Origin of the sequence: Pseudomonas sp., assembly GCF_002796985.1 — a bacterium.
Classification (GTDB): Bacteria; Pseudomonadota; Gammaproteobacteria; order Pseudomonadales; family Pseudomonadaceae; genus Pseudomonas.
Genome location: NZ_PEKX01000018.1, coordinates 1 through 13,539 on the forward strand (window position 1 = coordinate 1; position 13,539 = coordinate 13,539).

Annotated in this window: 13 protein-coding genes and 3 tRNA genes; 4 read left to right on the forward strand and 12 right to left on the reverse strand. The window is 60.0% G+C overall.

The window, feature by feature from the left end; genetic code table 11:
• Positions 1-286: 286 nt before the first annotated feature.
• Together CTR55_RS20525 and CTR55_RS20530 are read left to right on the forward strand one after the other, a co-directional pair.
• Positions 287-532 (forward strand): Arc family DNA-binding protein, encoded by a 246-nt coding sequence (locus CTR55_RS20525; RefSeq protein WP_296288862.1) that lies wholly within the window; start codon positions 287-289, stop codon positions 530-532.
• Positions 529-948: a type II toxin-antitoxin system VapC family toxin gene (locus CTR55_RS20530; RefSeq protein ID WP_296288864.1), complete on the forward strand. Its 420-nt coding sequence runs from the start codon at positions 529-531 to the stop codon at positions 946-948. Before CTR55_RS20525 ends, CTR55_RS20530 begins: the two co-directional genes overlap by 4 nt.
• 19 nt (positions 949-967) lie before the next feature.
• On the opposite strand, the gene CTR55_RS20535 is transcribed toward CTR55_RS20530, so the two are convergent.
• The 12 genes from CTR55_RS20535 to CTR55_RS20590 form a co-directional block, all read right to left on the reverse strand.
• On the reverse strand, positions 968-1,822 hold the full coding sequence (locus tag CTR55_RS20535) for an OST-HTH/LOTUS domain-containing protein (protein ID WP_296288865.1): 855 nt from the start codon (positions 1,820-1,822) through the stop codon (positions 968-970).
• Between the two features lie 151 nt (positions 1,823-1,973).
• Positions 1,974-2,050: transfer RNA gene (locus tag CTR55_RS20540), tRNA-Met, on the reverse strand.
• A gap of 295 nt (positions 2,051-2,345) precedes the next feature.
• Positions 2,346-3,482: an acyltransferase gene (locus tag CTR55_RS20545; RefSeq protein ID WP_296288867.1), complete on the reverse strand. Its 1,137-nt coding sequence runs from the start codon at positions 3,480-3,482 to the stop codon at positions 2,346-2,348.
• A gap of 539 nt (positions 3,483-4,021) precedes the next feature.
• Complete coding sequence (gene ychF / locus CTR55_RS20550) at positions 4,022-5,122, reverse strand: redox-regulated ATPase YchF (protein WP_296288869.1); 1,101 nt, start codon at positions 5,120-5,122, stop codon at positions 4,022-4,024.
• A 40-nt stretch (positions 5,123-5,162) separates the two neighbouring features.
• Complete coding sequence (pth, locus tag CTR55_RS20555; RefSeq protein WP_296288871.1) at positions 5,163-5,747, reverse strand: aminoacyl-tRNA hydrolase; 585 nt, start codon at positions 5,745-5,747, stop codon at positions 5,163-5,165.
• A 38-nt stretch (positions 5,748-5,785) separates the two neighbouring features.
• Positions 5,786-6,400: a 50S ribosomal protein L25/general stress protein Ctc gene (locus CTR55_RS20560; RefSeq protein WP_296288872.1), complete on the reverse strand. Its 615-nt coding sequence runs from the start codon at positions 6,398-6,400 to the stop codon at positions 5,786-5,788.
• A gap of 112 nt (positions 6,401-6,512) precedes the next feature.
• On the reverse strand, positions 6,513-7,454 hold the full coding sequence (locus CTR55_RS20565) for a ribose-phosphate pyrophosphokinase (protein WP_015478849.1): 942 nt from the start codon (positions 7,452-7,454) through the stop codon (positions 6,513-6,515).
• Positions 7,455-7,506: 52 nt separating this feature from the next.
• Positions 7,507-7,581: transfer RNA gene (locus tag CTR55_RS20570), tRNA-Gln, on the reverse strand.
• Positions 7,582-7,643: 62 nt separating this feature from the next.
• Positions 7,644-7,718: transfer RNA gene (locus CTR55_RS20575), tRNA-Gln, on the reverse strand.
• A 31-nt stretch (positions 7,719-7,749) separates the two neighbouring features.
• The gene (gene ispE / locus CTR55_RS20580; RefSeq protein WP_296288874.1) at positions 7,750-8,598 is read right to left on the reverse strand and encodes a 4-(cytidine 5'-diphospho)-2-C-methyl-D-erythritol kinase; all 849 of its coding nucleotides are present in this window, start codon (positions 8,596-8,598) and stop codon (positions 7,750-7,752) included.
• Between the two features lies 1 nt (position 8,599).
• Complete coding sequence (gene lolB, locus CTR55_RS20585) at positions 8,600-9,244, reverse strand: lipoprotein insertase outer membrane protein LolB (protein WP_296288876.1); 645 nt, start codon at positions 9,242-9,244, stop codon at positions 8,600-8,602.
• Between the two features lie 3 nt (positions 9,245-9,247).
• Positions 9,248-11,014 carry a tetratricopeptide repeat protein gene (locus CTR55_RS20590; protein WP_296288878.1) on the reverse strand — a complete coding sequence of 589 codons (1,767 nt, stop codon included), beginning with the start codon at positions 11,012-11,014 and terminating at the stop codon, positions 9,248-9,250.
• A 145-nt stretch (positions 11,015-11,159) separates the two neighbouring features.
• On the opposite strand from CTR55_RS20590, the gene hemA reads away from it, so the two are divergent.
• Positions 11,160-12,428, forward strand: a complete 1,269-nt coding sequence (gene hemA / locus CTR55_RS20595; protein WP_296288880.1) for a glutamyl-tRNA reductase — start codon at positions 11,160-11,162, stop codon at positions 12,426-12,428.
• Positions 12,425-13,507, forward strand: a complete 1,083-nt coding sequence (gene prfA, locus CTR55_RS20600; RefSeq protein ID WP_296288882.1) for a peptide chain release factor 1 — start codon at positions 12,425-12,427, stop codon at positions 13,505-13,507. Before hemA ends, prfA begins: the two co-directional genes overlap by 4 nt.
• The last annotated feature ends 32 nt before the right edge of the window (positions 13,508-13,539 follow it).

A 13,539-nucleotide genomic window follows, 5' to 3' on the forward strand; every position in this document is an offset into this window, starting at 1 on the left:
TGGCACCTCCTAATGGGTCGTATTATGAGGCACGGAGGTGTCTACGAAACTAGGGTCGATTCATTCGAGACCTACGAAAAGGCACCATGCGCTTTAGAAAAAGGACAACGCGTCGCGTTTCTAGATGGTGATCGAGTGCTGATGGCGACTAAGGTTGGTGAAGAGATCACCTTCGCTGTGCGGGAGTGTAAGGGCGGGACCTAGGCCTTGCATCTGTTTCCCCTCGCACAACTTGGGGCATCCTCGTATGCTATCAATGATTTCATTGATTGCTTTGGAGGATGCCATGGCCAGCATCACGATTAGAAACCTAGACGAAGACCTCAAGGCGAAGCTCCGAGTGGTAGCCGCGAACCATGGCCGCTCGATGGAAGAGGAAGTCCGAGTGATCCTAGCCCAGGCGCTTTCTCGGGAAGAGAAACGGGGTGGCCTGGGAAGCCGAATTCATGCTCGCTTTGCGTCGGTTGGCGGGGCTGATATCGAGCTGCCTGCTCGCAATACTAAGGCTCGGGCTGCGGACTTCGACGAATGATTCTGCTCGACACCAATGTCCTGTCGGAGCTCATGAGAGCCAAGCCGGATCCTGCGGTGGTTGCCTGGATCGATGCTCAACCTGCTCAGGATCTGCTGATCTGCTCGATCACGGTGGCCGAGATCCTTTATGGCATTGCCAGGATGCCGAAGGGGAAGCGCAGGCAAGCTCTGCAGGATCTGGCCATTGCCATGTTCGAAGAGGACTTTGCCGGCAGGATCCTGCCCTTCGATGCGGATGCGGCGGTGCACTACGCAGAGCTGGCGGCAGAGAGTGAGGCCAAGGGAAAGATCGCCGATATGGCTGATGGGCAGATCGCTGCAATTGCCCGGCTTCACGGAGTGCAGATCGCCACTAGGAACGTTCGTCACTTTGAGAGCTTTGGCGTCCCGCTGACTAACCCATGGGGACTGTAGCGGGCTTTGGGGATATTTCTTATTCAGGTTTGCTGCGGAACCAGATCTGACCTGTCTCGGATCCATGCTCCCTGCGTCTCTGAAGTTCGAATAGGCGCGATTCATGAATGAGATGCCGCCAGCTGCTACATCCATATTTCTTTGGGGTATGCTCTGGCCAATTTTCCTGGAATGTCTTAATTGCCTCAGCTAGACAGGTCCAGCCATCAACAGCGAAATCTTGTTCGATCTTTTTCAGGTACTGAACGACTACCGTTTTGGGCCAGTCATGAGGTTGGCCGTCAACAATCCCGAAAACGAGAAGATCATCGAAACCTGGAGCTTGCATTAGCTCTCTTATCGCTTTTGTTGCCCGATTAGCTGTCTCTACCCATCCGCGAAGCTCCTGATGTTGCTTGTCAATTGCGGCATGAGTTGTGTCTAGGTAGCGCAACGCATTCTGGCAATCTTCGTAGCTCTGAAGATTGAAGCGCTCTGTGAAGTGATGCACGAGCTCATTGCGGAGCGCCACGAAGCTATCTAAGCGATCTTTAGTATCTTGGAGCTCTTGCCCGGATAGCGGTGCATGGAACGTCATTCGGAACAGAGGTTCTGTTGCGTCCACTCCCCAGTTGTCCGCTTCGTCGTCGTCTTGTGCATTGTTTAAAAAGCCGCTGACGAGTGTGTTTTTGACTTGGCCAAGGGTCTTGTCGGCAAACTCTCTTCTTCGCTTGGCGAGATTGTCCCGTATGGTTGTGGCGGAGCCCCCAATCTCCTGGGTAGAGATGAGTCGCTTCACTCCCTGCTCGTACTGCTGCAATCGAATGATGCAAATGCCGACTTTTCGAGCGATGTCGTTTTGAAGGGGGGTTAAGTCGATAGCTGGCTCGTCCATGCCTGTCTCCATCCATATCTGGGGTATGACAAGGCTAGAGATCGGGAGCTAGGGGAGCAACAGATTTGGGAGGTAGACAGGGTGTAGTCACTTCGTAGTCACTACCCCAGAAAGCACAAAGGGCTAGCTTTCGCTAACCCTTTGTTTTGTATGGTGGCTACACCGGGACTTGAACCTGGGACATCAGCATTATGAATGCTGCGCTCTAACCGACTGAGCTATGTAGCCGAGTGGCGCGCATTTTCCGCAGATCAAGGGGGGGTGTCAACCCCTTTTCTTGAATATTGTTCTGATCTATCAATCGTTTAGCCGGTTCCGCGGGCTTTTCGCGATGAGCGGCGGGGCAGGGCGTCCATGAAAAAGCCCGGCGGGTGGTCGCGGCTTTTCGGGGCTGGTAAGTACTCGGGCGATAAGTAGTGCATAGCAGAACCAGGCAGAAGGTTGCCAACCATCATTCGCTCTGCCCTATTCGCATACAAGGTATAGCCATCAGTAATACTGAAAAGCGGTACGGCGACTTCCATCACGATGCAAGGGCGGTGACTGCCTCTTTGGTTTCTCCGCGGGCCTTTGATGAGGTAAATCGGCGCCCAAACACTATCATGGGTTTTTCGATGGCAATGTGTGTAATCCAGGCCGTAAGGGTTGTGACAGCCAAGGCGGCGGTGAGCATCAATATATAATTGTTTGAGTAACTTCGCACGAGCGCCATGGTGGCGAGTCCTAGCGCAGTGTGGAATAAGTACATTGGGTAAACCAAGTCGGCCAGCCAGCTAACAAACTTGGGAGTTCGAGAAAGTGCTCCAGATTTTCCGAGGAGCATGAATAAGGAGAAAATACCAACAGCCAGAAGATGTGTGCCGATATTTTCATATGTTCCCGAGCTCCCGATGCTTTGCTTGTAGAACTGAAAGCCAAGATAAGATATCACTGTGGTGTTGAAAATGAGTGATAGCCTTTTTATGGCAGTATCTTCCTTTTTCGCTAGGAAAAAGCCGACTCCGATGGTGATGAATAAAATGAAGAGTGAATTTTTTCCTAGGAGCCCAGTGTAGTAGCCGCTGTAGTTGGCACTGACAATGACGCATGCGAGAAGCACTGCCTGAAGAAGTATCAATTTTGATGCAGTGAACCTGCCTGTCAGAGCAGCGATCAAATAGAATGCTACCTCTACGACCAGTGTCCATAAAACTCCCATGACAGGAGGGAGGGCGAGGACTGAGTAAGTCAGTGTCCAACTAGCAAGGTAGCTGGGGAATCCATACTTGATGCCCTGCGTTAGCCACAGATAAGCGCCGACTATCAAAGTGGATGCTATCAATAAAGGGAATATTCGGAAGAACCTATTGATCAGGAAGTTTTTCCGAGAATACCGATCCATCATGGCTGGCATTAGATAGCCCGTAACCATAAAAAATAGGGCAACACCAATAATGGCTGACTGCGTGGAGAACGTATTGATCAGGAAGATGTCGAAATTGAGAAAGGCGATCTGTGGGCCATTCATCAGGGGTAGAGTGACTTCGGGGGATATGATCCCCGGAATTTCTGGCGCAAAACCTCCTACACTTGCGAAGTGCCCGTATATAACGAGAAGGATTGAGATTAGCCGGATCATGTCCAGCCAAGCAAGGCTGTGTGAGAGAGCATTTTTTTGCATGTGGTCGGGTCTCGTCGGCTAATTGTTTCCGCTCGCTATTAAGGGCTTTACCAGAAGAGGTGCCAAGTCTTCTTGGCGTCGCTATGGAAGGCCCCCGCTTAATACCGGATTTTCCAATGCCGCTAATTTTCCGGCAAGGACTTTCGGAGGGCCTGGGTGATCCTGAGTTGGCTGTACCGACGCTGCCATCGCGGACTCTCTCGTGCATGCCAGGTGCTACGTAAACTCAAGCTCGGTGCCGCCGGCCGTCCCGCTTGTAGAAATGGCTGATCCAGGCGTATCGCAGGACTATTTCTCGCTTGGAAAGCTATCTCTGCTGCTCTCCACAATGCCACTTTCTCAAGCTGTACTTACATCATTCCCTGTTGTTTAACTGAGAGAATTCAGGGGGGGCTCGCTCGTTTCTTTGGTGGTGCTCTTAGCTCTAGAGCCTGGGTTTTGAGCAGTTTTGCTTGCTACTGAGAAGGTCGCATGTGAAATTTAGAAATGAAAAACCCCGCAACTGCGGGGTTCTAAATCAATGACGTAACGGCTTCGAGTTAGACGTTGAAGCGGAAGTGCATGACGTCGCCATCCTTGACGATGTAGTCCTTGCCTTCCAGGCGCCATTTGCCGGCTTCTTTCGCACCCTGTTCGCCCTTGAACTGGATGAAGTCGTCGTAGGCGACGACTTCGGCGCGGATGAAGCCTTTTTCGAAGTCGGTGTGGATCACGGCGGCGGCCTGCGGGGCGGTGGCGCCGACGCGGACGGTCCAGGCGCGGACCTCCTTTACACCGGCGGTGAAGTAGGTTTGCAGGTGCAGCAGCTCGTAGCCGGCGCGGATCACTCGGTTCAGGCCCGGCTCTTCGAGGCCGAGGGATTCGAGGAACATGTCCTTCTCTTCGCCATCGTCAAGTTCGGCGATTTCGGCTTCGATCTTGTTGCACACCGGTACGACCATGGCGCCTTCTTCTTCGGCGATGGCGCGAACGATGTCCAGGTGCGGGTTGTTCTCGAAGCCGTCTTCGGCGACGTTGGCGATGTACATGACCGGCTTGCTGGTCAGCAGGTGGAAGCTACGTACGACGCGCTTCTCGTCATCGCCCATGTTCTTCATCAGCGAGCGGGCGGGTTTGCCTTCGCTGAAATGGGGGATGAGCTTTTCCAGCAGGGCTTTCTGCACCAGGGCGTCCTTGTCGCCGCCCTTGGCGTTGCGCGCGACCTTCTGCAGTTGCTTCTCGCAGCTGTCGAGGTCGGCGAAGATCAGTTCGAGGTCGATGATCTCGATGTCGCGCTTGGGGTCGACGCTGTTGGAGACGTGGATGACGTTCTCGTCTTCGAAGCAGCGCACGACGTGGGCGATGGCGTCGGTCTCGCGGATGTTGGCGAGGAATTTGTTACCCAGGCCTTCACCCTTCGAGGCGCCGGCTACGAGGCCGGCGATGTCGACGAACTCCATGGTGGTCGGCAACACGCGCTCGGGCTTGACGATCTCGGCCAGCGCATCGAGGCGGGCGTCGGGCATCGGCACGATGCCGCTGTTCGGCTCGATGGTGCAGAAGGGGAAATTTTCCGCCGCGATGCCGGATTTGGTCAGGGCGTTGAACAGGGTGGACTTGCCGACGTTGGGCAGGCCGACGATGCCGCAGTTGAATCCCATGTTAGGTCCCTCGCGCCAGGTGGCGGAAATAGAGGTGTGATCAGGCCTTCTGGCTGTGCAGCTTCTGCATCGCGCGGGTCCATTCCCCGTCGAGCATTTCCGGCAGCACGCCGAGAGCGGAGTCGATGCTGGTGTCGAGCAGTTCCTGCTCGGAGCGCGGGGCGCGGCCGAGGACGAAGCCGGAGACCAGGCTGCTGTGCCCCGGATGGCCGATGCCAAGCCGCAGGCGATGGAAACCGTTCTGATTGCCGAGTTGGGCGATGATGTCGCGCAGCCCGTTGTGCCCGCCGTGTCCGCCGCCCTTCTTGAGCTTGGCGACACCGGGAGGCATGTCGAGTTCGTCGTGGGCCACCAGGATGGCTTCGACCGGAATGCGGAAGAATCCGGCGAGCGCCGCCACGGCCTGGCCGCTGCGGTTCATATAGGTGGTGGGGATGAGCAGACGAACGTCGCGGCCCTTGTGGCTGAACTTGCCAACCAGGCCGAAGTATTTCTTGTCGAGGGACAGGTTCGCGCGTTGCGCGTCCGCCAGTCGCTCAACGAAAAGGGCCCCCGCGTTATGCCGGGTCTGGTCGTATTCAGGGCCTGGATTTCCCAGGCCAACGATCAGTTGTACGGCAGTCACGACGGAGGCCCCTTCCTTAAAGGCAATGGTGCGCGCGATTACTCGGCAGCAGCTTCGCCTTCACCTTCTTCTTTCACTACGCGGGAAGCGTGGATGTTGGCGACGGCCAGGTCGTTACCGTGGGCCAGTTGCACCAGCTCTACGCCTTTCGGCAGTTTCAGGTCGGACAGGTGAACGATCTGACCCAGGGCTACTTGGGCGAGGTCGACTTCGATGAATTCCGGCAGGTCTTTCGGCAGGCAGGAAACTTCGACTTCGGCGATCACGTGGGAGATTTCGCCACCACCGGTCTTGACGCCAACAGCGGTCGCTTCGTTCAGGAAGTGCAGGGGAACGTGAGCGGTCAGCTTGTGGTCGGCCACGACGCGCAGGAAGTCGGCGTGCATGACGAAACCCTTGGATGGGTGACGCTGCAGGGCCTTGATCAGTACGGTTTCCTTGGCGGAACCGACGTTCAGGCTGATCACGTGGCTGAAGGCAGCCTCGTTTTCCAGCAGCTTGGAAACTTCGCGCAGTTCCAGGGTGATGGATTGCGGGGCTTTTTCGCCACCGTAGATCACAGCCGGAAGCAGGCCGTCGTTACGACGCAGGCGGCGGCTCGCACCTTTCCCCAGGTCGGAACGCTCTTGAGCATTGAGTACAAAATCAACCATTTCACTATCTCCAAAATGACAAGATCGCCCGGACGCTTGCGACCAGCGTTCGGGCGATTTTGTTAATGCCCCATCGAAGTGATGAGGCGCTTTACGTCAGGGCTGTTCCGCCTTAGCGGAACATGGCGCTGATCGATTCTTCATTGCTGATGCGACGCATGGCTTCAGCGACAACCGGAGCGATGTCCAGTTGGCGGATACGGCCACAGGCTTGCGCAGCAGCGGACAGCGGGATGGTGTTGGTCACTACCAGCTCGTCCAGTACGGAATTTTCGATGTTCTCGATGGCGCGGCCCGACAGCACCGGGTGGGTGCAGTAGGCGATGACCTTGGCGGCGCCGTGCTCTTTCAGAGCTTTTGCAGCGTGGCCGAGGGTGCCGGCGGTATCGACCATGTCGTCGACCAGTACGCAGGTACGGCCTTCGACATCACCGATGATGTGCATGACTTCGGACTGGTTGGCCTTCGGACGACGTTTGTCGATGATGGCCAGGTCGACGCCCAGGGACTTGGCGACGGCGCGAGCACGCACCACGCCACCGATGTCCGGGGAGACGATCATCAGGTTCTCGAAGCGCTGGTCTTCGATGTCGTCGACCAGTACGGGCGAGCCGTAGATGTTGTCGACGGGGATATCGAAGAAGCCTTGGATCTGGTCGGCGTGCAGGTCAACGGTAAGAACGCGGTTGACGCCTACGACGGTCAGCATGTCGGCAACGACTTTGGCGCTGATGGCCACGCGAGCGGAACGCGGACGGCGATCCTGGCGGGCGTAACCGAAGTAGGGGATGACTGCCGTGATACGAGTCGCCGAGGAGCGGCGGAAGGCATCGGCCATCACTACCAGTTCCATCAGGTTGTCGTTGGTCGGTGCGCAGGTCGGCTGAATCAGGAAGACGTCCTTACCACGGACATTTTCATTGATTTCGACACTGATTTCGCCGTCGGAGAATTTACCGACAGAAACGTCACCGAGGGGGATGTGCAGCTGCCGTACAACACGGCGTGCCAGATCGGGGTTGGCGTTCCCCGTGAAAACCATCATTTTGGACACGCTGCGGTACCTGTGTCGGCTTGAGGGTAGGCCCGGTTGAGCCAGAAGAAAATGGCAGGGGCGGCTGGATTCGAACCAACGCATGGCAGGATCAAAACCTGCTGCCTTACCGCTTGGCGACGCCCCTGTAGCTTACAACTTGCGGAGCAATGTGTTCGTTGATGCTGTACGTGAAACCCTGTGGGTTAATGGCAGGGGCGGCTGGATTCGAACCAACGCATGGCAGGATCAAAACCTGCTGCCTTACCGCTTGGCGACGCCCCTGTATCGTACAACCGATTACATTGCTTTCTTCTCAGTCCAGGCTTTGCAGCTTGCGGTGCAACATCGAGATGTTACGGCCTTGGGCAACAAAACTTGGCAGAGTAGCCGGAAGTTGGCGGCGAACTTTATCAGCATCGCCCTTGTTTGGGAAGCTCCCAAACACACAAGCTCCGGTGCCGGTCAATCTCGCTTGGGTAAATTTACCTAGCTGGATCAGTGCGTTACGTACATCTGGGTAACGCTTCTCGACGACCGGCTGGCAGTCGTTATGACCGTCCACCCCGAGAAGGCTGCGAACTTTAATGGGCGGAGTATCCCGTGTCAACTCGGGATCGGAGAAAACTTCTGCTGTGGAGACAAAGACTTGCGGCGCCACGACGAGGAACCAGGGTTCGTCGAGCTCCACTGGTGTGAGCTGCTCGCCGACGCCTTCGGCAAATGCCGCGCGGCCGCGCACGAACACCGGGACGTCGGCGCCCAGTGTCAGGCCGAGGCTGGCGAGGCGATCTTCGTCCCAGTCGAGTTTCCACAGCTGATTGAGTGCGAGCAGGGTGGTGGCGGCATCGGAACTGCCGCCGCCGATGCCGCCGCCCATGGGCAGGCGCTTGTCCAGCCAGATGTCGGCGCCCAGCGCGCAGCCTGATTGTTCCTGTAGTCGGCGCGCGGCTTTGACGATCAGGTTGCTGTCGTGGGGAACGCCTTCGATCTCGGTGTTCAGGCGGATTTCACCGTCCTCGCGCAGGGCGAACTGCAGTTCGTCGCCGTGGTCGAGGAACTGGAACAGGGTCTGCAACTCGTGATAGCCGTCGGCGCGGCGGCCAGTGATGTGCAGGAACAGGTTGAGCTTGGCCGGTGCCGGCAGGGTCAGGCGATCCTGCATGTCACTGCTGGTCCGCTTTGTTCGGCTGGCCGATGCCCAATTGACGCGGCTGCCAGGTTTTCACCACCAGGGTGACGTCGAGGTCCTGGCCATGCAGCTTCAAGCGCTCGGGAAGCCAGTAGCCATCCTGCTCGCTGTAGCGGGTGTATTCCACGTCCCAGCCGTCCTGCTGGAGCTTGGCCAGGCGGCTGTCGGCGTCCAGAGTCAGGCGGCTCTTGCTGTCCGGTGCGGGCAGGCCGCGGATCCACCAGAGCAGGTGGGAAACCGGCAGGCGCCAGCCCATCTGTTGTTCCAGCAGTTCTTCGGGGGAGGCGGCCTGGTAGCGGCCCTGGCCGGCGACTTCGAGGGTCACTGCGCCTTCACGTCCGGTCAGGCGCGCAGCACCGCGGCCCAGCGGGCCGGACAGGCGAATGTCGTAGTAGTCCTGGCGCTGTAGCCAGAACAGGGTGCCGCTGCCAGAGTCCTTGGGTGCGCGGATGCCGACCTTGCCGTCAATCTGCCAGCCGTCGAGGGTGGCGATGTGCGCCTTGTGGGTGTTCCAGGCGGTGGCATTGCCCTGGCCTTCCAGGGCTTCGTGGGTGCCGAAGCTGGAGCAGCCGGCGAGCAGGGCAAGCGCGGCGGCGCCGATCAGGTGACGTAAACGCATGAATCAGAGGGTTCCGGAGCCGGTCAGGCGCAGCATGGTGTCGCGCAGGACGGCGCTGTCGGGCTGGCTTTGCAGTGCGGTGGCCCAGACTTTACGGGCCTCGCTCTGCTTGCCCTGGGCCCAGAGCACTTCGCCCAGGTGTGCGGCCACTTCGTGGTCGGGGAAGCGTTCCAGCGCCTTGCGCAGGTAGGTTTCCGCTTCGCTGAGGTTGCCCAGGCGGTAATTCACCCAGCCCAGGCTGTCGAGGATTGCAGGGTCGTCCGGGTTCAGCGAGTGGGCCTTCTGGATCAGGTCGCGAGCTTCGCTGTAGCGGGTGGTGCGGTCGGCCAGGGTGTAGCCCAGCGCGTTGAGCGCCATGGCGTTGTCCGGCTCGCGCTGGATGATCAGCCGCAGGTCCTGCTCCATCTGCGCCAGGTCGTTGCGCTTCTCGGCGAGCATGGAGCGGGTGTAGAGCAGATTGAGGTCGTCCGGGAACTGCTTGAGGCCTTGCTGGATGACGCTCCAGGCGCGGTCCACCTGGTCGCGGTTGGACAGGCCTTCGGCTTCGATCAGGTACAGCTGGATGGCGTAGTCCGGCTGGCGGTCGCGGGTTTCGGCGAGGCGGCGCGAGGCTTCGTCGAAGCGCTTCTGGTCCAGCAGGATTTCGGTCGAACGCAGTTGGGCGGGGAGGAAGTCGTTGCCCGGGCCGACCAGAGCGTATTCCTTGAGCGCGGTTTCCGGGTCCTTCTGCTCCTCGGTCAGGCGGCCCAGGTTGAAGTGGGCGGAGTCGACGTGGCTGTCGCGCTCGACCAGTTCCTGCAGGTAGACCTTGGCCTCGTCCCAGGCCTGGGCTTCGAGGCAGACCAGCGCCAGGGAGAAGCGCAGGTCGTCGTCGTCGGGGAATTGCTCGACCAGCGCGGAGAACTCGGCCTTGGCGTCGTCCAGGCGGTTCTGTTCCACCAGCAGGCGGGCGTAGGCGAGGTGGACGCGCTTGTCGTCCGGATGTTCCTTGATGCCGGCCTTGAGCAGCGGCAGCGCTTCGTCGCTGCGCTTCATGCTCTGCAGCAGGCGGGCGCGCAGCAGCAGCGGGGCAACGTCATGCTTGCTGGCGGAGTTGTCCTCCAGCAGGTGCAGGGCTTCCTGCGGGCGGCCGTCCTGTTGCAGCAGCAGCGCCTTGCCGAACAGCAACTGGCCGTTGTCGGGGTACTTCTTCAGCAAGCGGTCGAAGCTTTGCAGCAGGCCGGTGCGGGTATCCGGATCGGTCTCGGCGGCGGACAGCGCGAGGAAGTCGAAGTGGGTGTCACCCTGGCCGTTGAGGACTTTCTCCATGTACACCATGGATTCGTCGTACTGACCGGTGCGCGCCAGCTGGATGGCAGCGGCGCGCTGGGCATCGAGGTTGTCCGGCGCGGCCTTGGCCCAGATCAGTGAGGTGTCCAGGGCTTCCTGGTCGGCGCCCAGGTACTCGGCGATGCGGAAGGCGCGTTCGGCAACGCCGGGGTCGCGGGTTTCGCGGGCCTGTTCCACATAGTTGGCGAGGGCGATGTCGAAGCGGTTGCGCTGGCCGGCGAGTTCGGCGGTGAGCAGCGAGAACATCGTGTCTTCGCTGAACGAGCCGTACTTCTGGTCCTTCTGCGCAGCAGCGGCCTTGTCCTTCTGGGCGGAAGCACTGTCGGTGTTTTTCTGGGTAAGAGACTGGCAGCCGCCGAGCAGCAGCAGAGCAGTCAGCAGCGCAAGAGACTTGTTCATAGAGGAAGGACGAGGGCCTGACCTGCGAAATGGGACCATCATGACATAAGGAAAGTGCCAATCCCATGGGCAAGCACCGCTTGCGGGCCTGTATACGATTTGCAGTGTGCGATCCGTCGCGGGTGGTTGTCCTTCACCAGCCTAAGTAGGACAATTGCGGGCTTTCCGATCAGCTCAGCGACTCTGCATGGCCTTCATTGCCCTCGGCATCAACCACAAGACCGCGTCCATCGCCGTGCGCGAGCGCGTGGCCTTTACTCCCGAGCAGATGGTCGAGGCCCTGCAGCTGCTGTGCAGGCTGACTTCCAGCCGCGAAGCCGCGATCCTCTCCACCTGCAACCGCAGCGAACTTTACCTGGAGATCGAGCATCCGGACGCCGGTGACGTGCTGGCCTGGCTGGCCGATTACCACAATCTGAACATCGACGACTTGCGTGCCTGCGCCTACGTGCACCAGGACGACGACGCGGTGCGCCATATGATGCGCGTCGCCGCGGGGCTCGACTCCATGGTGTTGGGCGAGCCGCAGATTCTCGGCCAGATGAAGTCCGCCTACGCCGTCGCCCGCGAGGCCGGCACCGTCGGGCCGATGCTCGGCCGACTGTTCCAGGCCACGTTCAGCACCGCGAAGACCGTACGCACCGATACCGCCATTGGCGAGAACCCGGTGTCCGTGGCGTTCGCCGCGGTGAGCCTGGCCCGGCAGATTTTCAGTGACCTGAGCCGCAGCCAGGCGCTGTTGGTCGGCGCCGGCGAGACGATCACCCTGGTCGCTCGCCACCTGCATGAGCAGGGCGTGAAGCGCATCGTGGTCGCCAACCGCACCCTGGAGCGCGCCAGCCTGCTGGCCGAGCAGTTCGGCGCCCGCGCCATCCTGCTGGCGGACATGCCGGACGAACTGGTCAACAGCGACATCGTCATCAGCTCCACCGCCAGCCAGCTGCCGATCCTCGGCAAGGGCGCGGTGGAGCGGGCGTTGAAGCAGCGCCGGCACAAGCCGATGTTCATGGTCGACATCGCCGTGCCGCGCGACATCGAGCCGGAAGTCGGCGAACTGGAAGATGTTTACCTCTATAGCGTCGACGACCTCCACGAAGTGGTCGCCGAGAATCTCAAGAGCCGCCAGGGCGCCGCCCAGGCCGCCGAGGAGCTGGTCGGCGATGGCGTGCACGAGTTCATGCTGCGCCTGCGCGAGCTGGCGGCTGTCGACGTGCTGCGCGCCTACCGCCAGCAGGCCGAGCGCCTGCGCGACGAGGAAACCCAGAAGGCCCAGCGCCTGCTGGCCAACGGCGCCGATCCGATGGAAGTCATCGCCCAGCTCAGCCGCGGCCTGACCAACAAATTGCTGCACGCCCCCAGCGTACAGATGAAGAAACTCTCCGCCGAGGGCCGCATCGATGCGCTGGCCGTCGCGCAGGAACTGTTCGCCCTCGAGGAGGGCACTGACAAGCGATGAAAGCTTCCCTCCTGAAAAAGCTGGATATCCTCAGCGACCGTTATGAAGAGCTCACTGCTCTGCTGGGCGACGCCGAAGTGATCAGCGACCAGACCAGGTTCCGCGCCTACTCTCGTGAATACGCGGAAGTGGAGCCGGTCATCCTTGCCTTCCGCGAATTCCGCAAAGTGCAGTCCGACCTGGAGGGCGCCCAGGCGCTGCTCAAGGACAACGACCCGGACCTGCGCGAGATGGCCGAGGAAGAGGTGGCTGAGGCCAAGACCGCGCTGGTCGGCCTGGAGGATCGCCTGCAGCGCATGCTGCTACCCAAGGACCCCAACGACGGTCGCAACGTCTTCCTGGAAATCCGCGCCGGCACCGGCGGCGACGAAGCTGCGATCTTCTCCGGCGACCTGTTCCGCATGTACTCGCGCTACGCCGAGAAGCAGGGCTGGCGTGTGGAAATCATGTCGGAGAACGAGGGTGAGCACGGCGGATATAAAGAGGTGATCGCCCGCGTCGAGGGCGAGAGCGTCTACGCCAAGCTCAAGTTCGAGTCCGGCGCCCACCGTGTGCAGCGCGTGCCGGCCACCGAGTCCCAGGGCCGCATCCACACCTCGGCCTGCACCGTGGCGGTACTGCCCGAGCCGGACGAGCAGGCGGCCATCGAGATCAACCCAGCGGATCTGCGCGTGGACACCTACCGCTCCTCCGGCGCCGGTGGTCAGCACGTGAACAAGACCGATTCGGCGGTGCGCATCACCCACATTCCGTCGGGCATCGTCGTCGAGTGCCAGGAAGAGCGCTCGCAGCACAAGAACCGCGCCAAGGCCATGGCCTGGCTGGCGGCCAAGCTCAACGACCAACAGCAGGCCGCCGCCCAGCATGCGATCGCCAGCACGCGCAAGCTGCTGGTCGGCTCGGGCGACCGCTCCGAGCGTATCCGCACCTACAATTTCCCCCAGGGCCGGGTGACCGACCACCGCATCAACCTCACCCTGTACTCCCTGGGCGAGGTGATGGAGGGCGCAGTGGAGCAGGTCATCGAACCGCTGCTGCAAGAGTTCCAGGCCGACCAGCTGGCCGCACTGGGTGATTGATCGTGCGGGTGATTGAAAGAGCGGGCGACTGA

What these genes read in the sequence shown, in the direction of transcription:
- CTR55_RS20525 (WP_296288862.1), top strand. Translation starts at nt 287, where the DNA reads ATGGCCAGCATCACGATTAGAAACCTAGACGAAGACCTCAAGGCGAAG.
- CTR55_RS20535 (WP_296288865.1), bottom strand. Translation starts at nt 1,822, where the DNA reads ATGGACGAGCCAGCTATCGACTTAACCCCCCTTCAAAACGACATCGCT.
- lolB (WP_296288876.1), bottom strand. Translation starts at nt 9,244, where the DNA reads ATGCGTTTACGTCACCTGATCGGCGCCGCCGCGCTTGCCCTGCTCGCC.
- CTR55_RS20590 (WP_296288878.1), bottom strand. Translation starts at nt 11,014, where the DNA reads ATGATGGTCCCATTTCGCAGGTCAGGCCCTCGTCCTTCCTCTATGAAC.
- CTR55_RS20560 (WP_296288872.1), bottom strand. Translation starts at nt 6,400, where the DNA reads ATGGTTGATTTTGTACTCAATGCTCAAGAGCGTTCCGACCTGGGGAAA.
- ychF (WP_296288869.1), bottom strand. Translation starts at nt 5,122, where the DNA reads ATGGGATTCAACTGCGGCATCGTCGGCCTGCCCAACGTCGGCAAGTCC.
- hemA (WP_296288880.1), top strand. Translation starts at nt 11,160, where the DNA reads ATGGCCTTCATTGCCCTCGGCATCAACCACAAGACCGCGTCCATCGCC.
- ispE (WP_296288874.1), bottom strand. Translation starts at nt 8,598, where the DNA reads ATGCAGGATCGCCTGACCCTGCCGGCACCGGCCAAGCTCAACCTGTTC.
- CTR55_RS20530 (WP_296288864.1), top strand. Translation starts at nt 529, where the DNA reads ATGATTCTGCTCGACACCAATGTCCTGTCGGAGCTCATGAGAGCCAAG.
- CTR55_RS20545 (WP_296288867.1), bottom strand. Translation starts at nt 3,482, where the DNA reads ATGCAAAAAAATGCTCTCTCACACAGCCTTGCTTGGCTGGACATGATC.
- prfA (WP_296288882.1), top strand. Translation starts at nt 12,425, where the DNA reads ATGAAAGCTTCCCTCCTGAAAAAGCTGGATATCCTCAGCGACCGTTAT.